Origin of the sequence: Xanthomonas phaseoli pv. dieffenbachiae, from assembly GCF_008639345.1 — a bacterium.
Classification (GTDB): domain Bacteria; phylum Pseudomonadota; class Gammaproteobacteria; order Xanthomonadales; family Xanthomonadaceae; genus Xanthomonas; species Xanthomonas phaseoli.
Genome location: NZ_CP041380.1, coordinates 2,249,934 through 2,262,340, shown reverse-complemented (window position 1 = coordinate 2,262,340; position 12,407 = coordinate 2,249,934). Strand labels below are relative to the sequence as shown.

The window sequence follows — 12,407 nt, the reverse complement described above, 5'->3', positions numbered from 1 at the left end:
CTCTTCCGCTCCCCACCCACGCGTACCGACCTGCTTGGCATGGTCGGGCTGGTGGCCGGCATGGCGGCGATCTTCGTGGCCGATACCGTCACCGACTACGCGGTGGCGGCAGCCTTGTTCTATACGTTGGTGGTGCTGCTGTCGGTACGCCTGCTCACACGCGCAGGCGTAGTCGCATTGGCTGCCACTTGTCTGGCGCTGATCGTGCTCAGCTTCCATCTCACCCCGGCCGGCAGCTACCGCGTGGGCGTGATCAACTCCTGCATCAGCGCGGTGGTGGTGGCGGTCACCACGTACCTGGCGGTACAGATGGAAGCGGCAAAAGCCAGCGCACATGCCGCACAGGCACGGCTGTTGCGGCTTACACGCAGTGGCAGCATGGGCGGGCTGGCCGCATCGATCGCGCACGAAGTCAATCAACCCTTGGCCGCCATCGTGACCAGCGGCAATGCCTGCCAGCGCTGGTTGGCGCAGCAACCGCCCAACCTGGCCAAGGCCGATGCCGCACTGGAGCGCATGCTCGCCGACGCCGGCCGCGCCAGCGCCATCATCGCGCGCATGCGGGCACTGGCGCGTGGCGAAGCCAGCCAACGCCAGCGGCTGGATCTAAACCGCACCGTGCTCGACATGATCGCGCTCACCCGCGGCGAAACCGAGCGCCATGGCATCGCGCTGTCGCTGGAGCTGGACCCTGCCCTGCCCGCGGTGCTGGCCGATGGCGTACAGATCCAGCAGGTCATCGGCAATCTGTTGCTCAACGCAATGGAGGCACTGACCACCCTGCCGGACGAGGCGCGCAGCATCCACGTACGCTCGCACACCGATGGAACGTGGGCATGCCTGTGCATCGACGACACCGGCCCAGGTTTGTCCGACGACGCACTGGCGCATGTGTTCGAAGCGTTCTGGAGCACCAAGGACGATGGCATGGGCATCGGCTTGAGCATCAGCCGCACCATCATGGAAGCCAATGGCGGACAGATCTGGGCCGAGCCGGCTGGTGTACGCGGCGCGCGCTTCGGCCTGCGTCTGCCCCTGGTCGCGACGGAGCGCAGGCAATGAGCGATCTGGCCCCGGTGGTATATCTCATCGACGACGATGCCTCGATGCGCGCTGCACTGGAAGATCTGTTCGCCTCGGTCGGCTTGCAGGTCTACGCGTTCGGTTCCACCGATCAATTCCTTGCGCATCGGTTGCACGAGGTACCCGCCTGCCTGGTGCTGGACATTCGCATGCCGGGCCAGAGCGGGATGGAGTTCCATCGGCGCATGGTCGAATCCGGCGTTGCCCTGCCCACCATCTTCATCACCGGTCATGGCGATATCGCGATGAGCGTGGAGGCGATGAAGAACGGCGCGATCGAATTCCTGACCAAACCATTTCGCGATCAGGCCCTGCTGGATGCGATTCAGGACGGCATCCGCCGCGACCGTGCGCGCCGCCAAAGCGAGGCGGTGGCCGCAGCCTTGCGCGCTCGTTGGGAGTCGCTGACCAGCGGCGAGCAGGATGTCACGCGACTGGTGGTGCAAGGCCTGTTGAACAAGCAGATTGCCGCGCGCTTGCACCTGAGCGAGATCACCGTGAAAGTGCGGCGTGGCCAGGCCATGCGCAAGATGCAGGCCGGATCGCTGGCCGAACTGGTGCGGCTGGCCGAACGCATCGGGCTGTGATGCGCGCGATGTGACCGTTGTTGGCGTGCTGTACTGCATGACAGCGTACGCACCATCGGCGGGCATCCAGCCATCGTGACGGCATGCGTGCTTTGGGATGGCAGCGCGCCATGCAGCGGCACGCGCGCAGCGCGTCTTCGGCCATGCACTGAGCTGATCGCCGCAACGCACACGAACGCTTGCGTGCGCACCGTGCGACGCGCGCGACAGACACAGAACCGCAGGCAAAAAAGAACGCCCCGGCATCCGGGGCGTTCTTGCATTCCAGTGTCAAGCAAGCCGCAAGACAAGGCTCAGAAGCTCACTCCCCAGGTCACCTGGCCACCGTACGCCGTCTGCCCGTCGCCGCTGAGGCCTTGCAGCGACAGTGCCAGCCGGCTGCGTGGCGAGGTGATCAGGCTCACGCCCAGCTCGCCAATGGCCGCGTTCTTGGCCAGGGTGACGCTTTGCACCGAGAACTCCGAGGCGGTGCCGATGAAGCCGGCCGAGCGCTGCACCGAACGATCGCCGAAGGCATGCCGCCAGCCTGCCGACGCATACAACGCCGCCTGTTGGCCGAGGTCCCAGTGACCACGCATACCCAGCGTGGCGGTGCTTAAGGTATCGCTGGCACTGTCCACCGACAGCGCGGAGATGCCGCCGCGTTCGGTAAAGCCGTCGGTCTTCAGGCGGGTGTAATCGGCCGCAATGAACGGGCTGTACACGGCGCCCTCGGTGCGCAGATTCCAGGCCGCTTCCAGCGACACCGTGACCGCGGTGGCGTCGTAGCGGCTGACCAGACGCTCTGCGAGCACGTCGGGCAACATCACCCGGCGCGTGCTGTCGACGCTGTAGCTGGCGTAATCCACCGCGCCCTGCAGCGAAAACGCAGACCAGTCGGCGCGGCCATACACGCCGGCATGGGTGCCATCCACATCGGCACGGTCGCCCCATTCGCGCGACCAGCTCTCGATATCCTGGTTGCCGACCGCAATGCCCACCACGCTGCGTTCGCCCAAGCGGCGTTCCGCACCGGCCATCACCCCGTTGTCCTCGCGGCGTACCGACACCGCATTGGCATCGCCATCGACACGGGTGGGCAGGCTGCGCCCGGTGATCCACACCATGGTGTCGCCGACCAGCGTGTCCTGGCTGTCGCCACGCAGATGGTTGCCGATGCCGCTGTTGAGGAAGCGGCTGTCCAGCATGGCGGTAGCCGTGCTGGCATGGCTTTCGCCCGACAACGAGGCGAACGCGGTGCGCACCGCTTCCGGGTCGTCGGGCAAACGCACCACGGCCTGATAGATCGGGCTGGTGTTCGGCAATCCGTCCACCGCTGCCGCCGTGGATTGCTGGTTAGGCGTGGTGACCGCATCCACCATGCCCACCGTATTGCGCCCGAACGTCACCGACAACGCAGTGGCGGTGGTGTTCACGTTCGGCTCGATAAACGCGTAGTCGGAGACGACGTTGGTGAACTGCCCGGTGAGACCGCCGCCGGCGCTGATCAACGGAATCTCCGTAAACAGCGGCATATCGGTCGCACGCACCAACTCCAGGGTGGTGCCGCTTGCTACCGTGGCTGCACCGCCCACCGTCACCGGCGTCACCACACCGCCCGCGCCGGGCGTTACCTGCAACGTGGAGCCTGGTGCAAACGTGGCAGTGCCGCCGACGCTGATGGTGCCACCGGCACCACCGATGGCGACCGTGCCCGACGACACCAGGCTGCCGACACTGCCGCTGCCGGTGAGCGTGCCGCCCGGACCCACCGTGACCGGCCCGCCCAGTGCCGCGCCGGGGTTGGCCAGGTTGCCGACACTCAGGGTGCCGGCATTGACCTCGGTCGGGCCGGTGAAGCTGCTGCTGTTGGCGGTGAGCAATAGCGTGCCGGTTCCCAGCTTGATGAAGCGACCGAGCCCGAACAACCTGCCTGCGTAGCTGCCGGCACTGGTTTGCAGGAAGGTCAGCGTGCTGTTGTTGGTGATGTCGCCCTGCAGGCTGGCGGTGTTGCCAACCAGCGTGCCCGCGTTGACGGTGGTACCGCCCAGGTAGCCGTTGACGCCATCCAGGGTGAGCGCACCGGTGCCATTCTTGACCAGCACGCCGCTGCCGGTGACGTTGCCAGCGTAGGTCCCATCGGTTGCCTGGTCGAACACCAGCACGGCGTTGTCGACAATGTTGCCCTGCAGGCTGTCGGTGGTGCCGATCAAGCTACCGCTGGCGATGGTGGTGCCGCCGCTGTAGGTGTTGGGCGCCACCAAAGTCAACGCGCCGGCACCTTGCTTGATCACGCTACCGGTGCCGCTGACCACCCCGGCGAACGCGCCGTCGCTGGCCTGATCGAAGACCAAGGTCGCGTTGTCGACCACATCGCCCTGCACGCTGGTGGTGTTGCCGACCAGGCTGCCGGCGCTGATGACGGTGCCGCCGGTATAGGTGTTGGCGCCAAGCAATTGCAGCACGCCGCTGCCGGTCTTTTCCAGCGAGCCGCTCCCGCTGACCGCGCCGGCATACACGCCACCGGTGATCTGGTCGAACACCAACGCTGCATTGTTGGTGATATCGCCCTGCAAGCTGGCGGTATCGCCGATCAGGGTGCCGGCCGCAATGGTGGTGCCACCGGTGTAGCCATTGGCGCCGTTGAGCCGCAATGCGCCGGCGCCCTCCTTGATCACCGTACCGGTGCCGGTGATCGAACCGGTAAACACGCCATCGGCCACCTGATTGAACGCCAGGGTTGCGTTGTCGACGATGGCGCCTTGCAGGCTTGCGCCATCTCCCACCAGCGTGCCGGCAGCGACCGTGATGCCACCGCTGTAGGTATTGCTGCCGCCGAGCGTCAGCACGCCGGTGTTGGTCTTGATCAAGCTCCCGCTACCGCTGATGTTGCCGGTAAGCGTGAGGTCGGCCGGGTTGTCGACGGTAAGCGCCGCGCCCAGCGTGACCGCGTTGCCCAATGCCGCGGCAACCGCATTGCTCAGCACCGAATCGCCGGTGACCGACAAGGTGCCGCTGCCCAGGGCGGTATTGCTGGCCACCGCCAGCGTGCCATCGCTGAGCGTCGTGCCGCCGGCATAGCTGTTGTTGCCGCTGAGCGTGAGGGTGGACGTGCCGTTCTTGATCAAACTGCTTGCACCGCTGATCGCACCGGTCAATGCCAGATCGTTGCTGCCCGGCAGCGTCAGCGCGCCATCGAGCACCACCGCATTGCCGAGCGCCAATGCTTGATTGGTATCGAGCGTGGTGCCCGCTGCGGCAGTGAGCGTGCCGGTGCCCAGCGCTTGCGCATTGCCCAACACCAGGGTGCCGCCGCCGAGCGCGGTGCCGCCGGTGTAGGTGTTGGCAGCAGTCAGCACCAGCGTGCCGGTGTCGAGCTTTTGCAGCGTGCCGGTGCCGCCGATGGCGACATCGATGGTGCCGGTCACGCCCGGATCGACACGGATGATGGTGTTCGCTGCGTTGGCGCTCAATGCGCCACCGCCTGCATCGCTCAGCACATAGCCATCGGTGATGAATTGCATGCCGGTGATGCCCTGGGTGCCCTGCACGCCTACGTTGCCGGCGGTGCCTGCGAAGACCGCAAAGCTGTTCTGCCAATCGCTGTTGGTCAGCCCATCGACCGACGTCCAATTGGTGGAACCGGCAGTCCATGTGCCAGTCCCGCCATCGGCGCTGCCGTTGGCGACGGTCTGCGCGCCATCCCAGAACTGCACGTTGCTACCGGACGCCAACAACACCACATTGACCTGCTGCGCCAGCGAGGTCTGCAGCGTGAGCTGGGCGGGGTCGACCGTGCCCGGCATTGTGCCAAAACCCATGCCATTGTTGGTCAGCGTGCCGGTGTAATCGATCAGGCGATACACGCCAGTGCCGAAGCCGCCGATGTCGGTGATGTTGAGCGTGCCATCCAGCGTGAGGTCGCCGTTGACCGCAAGCACCCCGGTCTGGCTGGGGATTCCCAGCAACGCATCGAGCGTGGCATTGGACGCCATGCTCAGGCTGCCGGTGGTCAGCAGCGCACCGCTGGTCACCACCAGGCGGCCACCGTCATTCACCGTGACCGCGGCATCGACCACGCCGCTGCCGCTCAGCGTGCCGCCGGTGCCCACGGTGACGCCACCGGCACTGCCCAGCGTGCCATCTACATCCAGCGTGCCTGCCGTGATCTGTGTGGTGCCGCCGATCGCGCTGGTGCCGGAGAGTTGTACGGTGCCGGTGCCGACCTTTTCCAGATTGCCGGCATCGTTCAACGCACCTGCAAACGTGCTGCTGACGTTGCCCACGCCCAGTTGCAAGGTGCTGCCACCCTGGATCGCCACATTGCCAAGGCCGGTGACGCTGCTCAACGCGGTATTGCTGCCGAGCGAGAGCCCTGCCCCTGCCGCAACATCCACGCTGGCGGTCGTCCCCAACGTGCCGGTGGCGGAGGTGGCCAGCACGCCGCCCTGCACCGACACCGGACCACTGAACAGGTTGCTGCCCGACAAGGTCAAGGTGCCCAGGCCCGTCTTGGTCAGCGCGCCCGCACCACTGAGCACGCCGGTCAACGCCAGATCGTCTGCACTGGCGATGGTCAGGTTGGCGCCCAGGTTGACGTTGTTGCCCAGGGCCAAGGCAATGGCATTGCTCAAGGTCGCATCGCCCAGCACCGACAGGCTGCCTGTGCCGAGTGCGGTGTTGCTGCCCACTGCCAGGGTGCCGGCATTCAACACGCTGCCGCCGAGGTAGCCGTTGCTGCCGTCCAGCGTCAGCGTGGAGGTGCCGTTCTTGATCAAGCTGCCGGCACCGCTGATGGCGCCGGCCAATGTCAGGTCGTTGCTGCCAGGCAGCGTCAACGCACCATCGAGCACCACCGCGTTGCCGAGCGCCAACGCTTGGTTGGTATCGAGCGTGGTGCCCGCTGCGGCGGTCAGCGTGCCGCTGCCCAGCGCTTGTGCATTGCCCAACACCAGGCTACCGCCGCCCAGCGCAGTGCCACCGGTGTAGGTGTTGGGACCACTCAGCACCAGCGTGCCGGTATCGAGCTTCTGCACGCCGCCGGTGCCGGTGATGGCCACATCGATGCTCGCCGTGGCACCCGGGTCGACGCGGATGGCAGTCAACGGGTCGGTCACTGCCAGTGCGCCCGCGCCGGCATCGCTCAGCTGATATCCATCGGTCACGAACTGCAGGCCGCCGATGTCCTGCGTGCCCTGCACGCCCACCGTGCCTGCCGTACCGGAAAACACTGCGAAGTCGCCTTGCCAGGTGCTGTTGGCGCTACCGTCCTGGCCGGTCCAGTTGGTGGCCGCACCCCAGGTGCCGGCGCCGCCATCCACAGTGCCATTGGCCGTGGTCTGCACACCGTCCCAGAATTGCACGATGCTGCCCGGCGCGGTGACCACCAGATTGAGTTGCTGGCCGATGGCGGTCTGCAGGGCGAGCTGGCTGATGTCCACGCTGCCCGGAAACAGGCCGATCAGCATGCCGTTGTTGGTGAGCGCGCCGGTGTAGTCGATCAAGCGATACACGCCGGTGCCGAAGCCGCCGAGATCGGTGATGTTGAGCGTACCGTCCAGGGTGAGATCGCCATTGACGGCCAGCAAGCCAGTTGCGCTTGGCGCACCCAACGCCACATCGACGAATGCGCCTGGCGCGAGCGTCAACGCACCCACGCTCAACGACGCACCGCTGGTGAGTGCGAGCCTGCCGCCATCGCTGACGGTGACCGCCGCACCCACATTGCCGGCGGCGCCGGTGCCGGTCAGTGTGCCGCCCGATGCCACGTTCAAGGCGCTGGTGCCGAGACTGCCGACCACATCGAGCGTGCCCGCACTGACCTGCGTGCTGCCACCGATCGCACTGGTACCGAGCAGACGCACGGTGCCGGTCCCCACCTTGTCCATGTTGCCGCCACCGCCCAGGCTGCCGGCGAAATCGCCGCCGCCCAGCTGGAGTGTGGCGCCGGTTTCGGTATCGACACCGCCCGCACCGCTGAGCGCGTTGATCAGCCCGCCATTGGTCAGATTCAACAGCGCGCCTGCCGCCACATCGACAGCGCTGGCGTTGCCCAGTGAGGCCGCGGTGCTGGCCACCACGGTACCGGCCTGGATCGCCAGCGGGCCGGTGTAGCTGTTGTTGCCGCTCAAGGTCAGCGTGCCGAGGCCGGTCTTGATCAGGCTTCCGCTGCCGCTGATGGCACCGCTGGCCAACATGTCTGCGGCGTTATCCACGGTGAGCGCGGCGCCCAGCGCGATGTCGTTGCCTAGCGCCACGGCAAGGGCATTGCTCAAGACCGAATTGCCGAGCACCGACAGGCTGCCGGTGCCGAGTGCATTGTCGGCGCCCACCGCAATCGTGCCCGCGGTCAGGCTGGTGCCGCCGCTGTAGCTGTTGCCGGCCGTGAGCGACAGTGTGGTGGTGCCGTTCTTGACCAGGTTGCCGGTGCCGCTGATGCTGCCGTTCAAGGCCAGGTCGTTGCTGCCCACCAGCGTCAGTTGATCGTTCAACGCGAGGTTGTTGCCTACCGTCAACGCGGCCGTGGCATCCAGTTCGGCAGCGCCGTTGACCAGCATGTCACCTACGCCAAGCGCGGCATTGTTCCCGAGCACCAGCCTGCCCGCATCCAGCGCAACGCCGCCACTGAAGGTATTGGCGTTGCTCAACGTCAGCGTGGCGCTGCCCTGCTTGTCGATGCCACCGATGCCGCTGACGACGCCGTCGAGCGCAATCTCCTGCGTGCCAGCCAGGGTCAGCGTGCCATTCAAGGCGACTGCATTGCCCAGCGCCACGGCGGTGCTTGCATCCAGCGTGGTACCGCCTGCGGCAGTCAAGGTACCTGCGCCCAATGCCGTGTTGCTGCCAACCAGCAACGAACCGCTCTGCAATTGCAGCCCACCGCTCCAGGTGTTGTTGCCGTTGAGGGTGAGCGTTTGTGCGCCGGTCTTGATCAGGCTGCCGGCGCCATCGATGACGCCATCGAGCGTGAGGTTTTGTCCATCGATCGTCAGCGCACCATTGGTGGTGAGCGCGTTCTGCAAGGTCACCGCAGAAGCAGCGGTGAGCCGCGTGCCGTTGGCAGCAGCGAGTGCGCCGCTACCGAGCGCGGTATTGCTGCCAACGACCACGGCACCGTCGTTCAACAAGGTGCCACCGGTGTAACTGTTGGTTCCGTTGAGCGTGAGCGCTCCGCTGCCTTGCTTGACCAGGCTGCCGGCACCGCTCACGGTACCGCTCAAGCCCAGGTTGTTGTTGCCGGTCAACGACAACGCACCATTGAGCACCACCGCATTTCCAAGCGTGGTGGCCGTGGTGGCCTGCAGTTGCGTGCCTCCGGCTGCGGTCAACACACCGCTGCCCAGCGCCGCGCCGCTGCCGACCGACAAGCTTCCCGCGTTGAGATCCACGCCGCCGTTGAAGGTATTGGCGCCGGTCAGTGTCAGCGCTGCTGCGCCGTCTTTGATCAGGCCACCGGCGCCGCTGATGCCGCCATTGAGGGTGAGGTCCTGGTTGCCGCCAAGTTGCAGATCTGCATCCAGCACCACGTTGTTGGCCACCACGCGTGCAGCGGTGCTATCGAGCAGGCCGCCACTCACGCTCAGGCTGCCCGCCCCGAGCGCGCTATCGCTGCCCAGGATCAGGCTGCCGGCCGTCAGGCGGGTGCCGCCCAGATAGGTGTTGTTGCCGCTGAGGGTCAAGCTGGCAGGGCCGAGTTTGTCCAGGCTGCCGGCGCCACTGATGCCCCCGGTCAGCGTGAGTGCGTTGCTGCCAGCCACAGTGAGCTGCCCTGCCAGCGCAATTGCATTGGCCAGCGTGCTCGCTGCTGCGCTGTCCAACGTCGTGCCGGCCGCTGCGGTCAAGGCTCCGCTACCCAGCGCGGTATTGCTGCCCACCGTGAGCTTGCCGGCATTGAGCGAGGTACCACCGCTATACGTGTTGTTGCCGGTTAGCGTGAGATCGCCGCCGGCCTTGACCAGGCTGCCGGCACCGCTGATGGTGCCGCCCAGGGTCAGCGCTTGCGCGCCATTGAGGGTCAGCGCGCCGGTGCTCAGCGTCACTGCGTTGCTCAGCGTGGCAGCGGCGGTGTTTTGCAAGGTCGCAGAGCCAGCGACATTCAACGTCCCGGTGCCCAGTGCGTTGCCGCTGGCCACCTGCAAGGTGCCGGCGTTGAGGCTGGTGCCGCCGGTGTAGGTATTCAGACCACCCAACGTCAGCGTCCCGCCACCAAGTTTGTTCAACGCGCCGGCGCCACTGATGGTGCCGGTGAGATTCAACGCATTGCCGCTACTGCCGATGCCCAAGGTTCCGGTCAGCGCAATCGCGTTGCCCAGCGTGGACGCTGCGGTGGCATCGAGCTCACCACCGCTGGCGGTGAGCGTGCCGGTGCCCAGGGCCGCATTCGAACCGACCACCAGTCGCCCGGTGCTGAGCGTGGTGCCGCCGGTGTAGGTGTTGGCATTGGTCAGTGTGAGATCGCCGGTGCCGCTCTTGATCAAACTGCCGGCACCGTTGATGGCACCGCTGAGCGTGAGCGCTTGTGTGCCGATCCAGTTCAACGGCGCAGCCAGGCTGATGCCATTGGCCACCGTCAATGGTGCAGTGGTGCTCAGACTGGATGCGCCGGTGACATTCAATGCACCCGTGCCCAGCGCGGACGCGGCACCCAGTTGCAGCGTGCCCGCTGCCAGCGTGGTGCCACCGCTGTAGGTATTGCTGCCGCTGAGTGAAAGCGTCCCGGTGCCCAGTTTATTGACACCGCCAACGCCGGCCAGCGTGCCGCTCAAGGTCAACGCGTTGCCGCTGGTACCCAGGCCCAGCGTATTGGTGAGCGCAAAGTTGTTGGTCAGGGTCAGCGGTGCAGTGGTATCCAGCAAACCGCCTGCCGCAGTGACCGTGGCAGTGCCAAGCGCACCGGAGGTCTCCAGCAGCACGCTGCCCGCACCCAGCGTGGTGCCGCCGCTGTAGGTATTGCTGCCGCCCAAGGTCAGCGTGCCGGCGCCGATCTTGTTGAGCGCCCCCGTACCACTGATCGTCCCTCCGATTCGCAGTGTGTTTGCGCCGCCAATACCAACCGTGTTGCTCAACGAAAACGCATTGGTCAGGTTCACTGCGGCACCTGCCAATACGCTGCCGCCGGATGCAGTGACCGTGCCGGTGCCCAAGGCGCTGTTGGCGCCCACCGTCAATGCGCCATTGAGCAGATTGACGCCGCCGCTGAACGTGCTGGTACCGGTCAGCGCCAGTCCGCCGGTGCCGGTCTTGGTCAATCCACCGGTGCCGGTGATTGCGCTGCCCACGGTCAGGTTATTGGTCCCCTGCACGGTCAGGCCGCCCGCGCCAAGCGCAATGCCATTGGTCGGTGCAAGGGTCAGACCGGCAGCCGTGGCTTCGAGCGTGCCGCCGTTGGCGGTGATGGTGGTGCCCAACTGCGCAGGATTGGCGAACTGCAGCACACCGCCGTTGAGCGCGCTGTTGGCGAAGTTGCTCGCCCCGCCCACCGACCAGGTGCCGCTATTGACACGCAAATTGCCGAAGTTGATGTATTGCGCGGTGCTCAACGTCCCGGTGCCGGTGCTGCCGCTGCCGGTACCGACCGCAGAATTCTGCAGGATCAACGTGTTGTTTCCTCCCAGGCCTCCATCCACCACACCGGTTTGCGCGAATCTCAGCAAACCGCCCGGGCCGAGCAATTCCAGGGCGAGCCCTCCCCCGCTGTTGACGCTGCCACCGGTGACGGCAGTGAAGCTGTTGGTGCTGCCCGCCCCCATCGAAACACTGCCGTTGATGGTGCCTGAGTTGACGAACGTGTTGCCAGTGGCCGAACTCTGAAAGCCCACCCGTCCGTTGATGGTGCCGGTATTGACCGCGTTGACGGTGCCTCCACCGGACACCGCGATCACCGGCGTGTCCGACCCGAGGATTGACAACCCCAGCAACGGGCGACTATCGATCACGCCGGCGTTATTGATCTGCACCGTTCCGTTGTTGGCCGACGTCAGCCCCAGCGCCATGCCGTCGAGATTGAGCAGATTGGCGCCGAGCACGCCGCCGGTGCCATAGAGCGTGCCGCTGGCAAGATTGTTGACGGTGACGGCGGTGGAGCTGGCATTGCCCATGGTCACGCCGCTGCTCAATACCGAGAGCAGCCCAAGCACGGAAGGGTCGATGGTGCCGGCGTTGTTGAGTGTGGAATTGGTACCGCTCAGGGCGATGGCGGTGCCGCCCAACAAACCTGCGGTCATCTGGCTGCCGGAGGCGACATTCACGGTCAGGTTGTTGGCGCTACTGGAAAAGCTGTTACTGGTGACCGGCGTACCCGAGCAGGTGACCGTTGCGCCCGCCGCGGGAATGGCCGGCGTGCATGCCCCCCAGGCCAGCATCGGTGCGGTGGCCCCCGCCGCGAGGACCACCAGGGCCGGCAATTGGCGACGGGTAGAGCCAGGCTTGCGACGCCGACGCACCAATTCATGCGTCACTACCCAATTGCCAATGGCTGCGTTCCAGACCAACGCAAATGCACGATTCATTTGATTCCCCCTGATTGCCGAGCAGAGACCGGCGCGCACCCATGCACGCGCCTCCAAAGACGGGATTGGAATAACGGTAGAGCCGGTTTAGGCAGCCAGGCCGCCTCGACGCATCATGGCGAGTAGCTGCTGACAGCACTTGCAGGGCGCAACGGAGTTAATACCACTCTCAAATCACTGCGCCACTAAATTAATAGGCGATTCAATACACCTGAAACTGTGCCGAATATCACTAACTCCAATCTCATCC

General features: G+C 65.8%; 3 protein-coding genes. 2 read left to right on the top strand and 1 reads right to left on the bottom strand.

The annotated features are described in order from the left end of the window. The first annotated feature begins 39 nt into the window (after positions 1–39). Both FLG15_RS10265 and FLG15_RS10260 read left to right on the top strand, forming a co-directional pair. Positions 40–1,062, top strand: coding sequence for a sensor histidine kinase (locus FLG15_RS10265; RefSeq protein ID WP_150147621.1), 1,023 nt, complete (start codon positions 40–42; stop codon positions 1,060–1,062). Next, positions 1,059–1,670: a response regulator transcription factor gene (locus FLG15_RS10260; protein ID WP_057679337.1), complete on the top strand. Its 612-nt coding sequence runs from the start codon at positions 1,059–1,061 to the stop codon at positions 1,668–1,670. Before FLG15_RS10265 ends, FLG15_RS10260 begins: the two co-directional genes overlap by 4 nt. A gap of 293 nt (positions 1,671–1,963) precedes the next feature. On the opposite strand, the gene FLG15_RS10255 is transcribed toward FLG15_RS10260, so the two are convergent. After that, complete coding sequence (locus tag FLG15_RS10255; RefSeq protein ID WP_150146032.1) at positions 1,964–12,157, bottom strand: autotransporter-associated beta strand repeat-containing protein; 10,194 nt, start codon at positions 12,155–12,157, stop codon at positions 1,964–1,966. Positions 12,158–12,407 lie beyond the last annotated feature (250 nt).

Excerpts from the sequence above, each read along its gene's own strand:
- FLG15_RS10265 (WP_150147621.1), top strand. The coding sequence starts at position 40 with ATGGTCGGGCTGGTGGCCGGCATGGCGGCGATCTTCGTGGCCGATACC.
- FLG15_RS10260 (WP_057679337.1), top strand. The coding sequence starts at position 1,059 with ATGAGCGATCTGGCCCCGGTGGTATATCTCATCGACGACGATGCCTCG.
- FLG15_RS10255 (WP_150146032.1), bottom strand. The coding sequence starts at position 12,157 with ATGAATCGTGCATTTGCGTTGGTCTGGAACGCAGCCATTGGCAATTGG.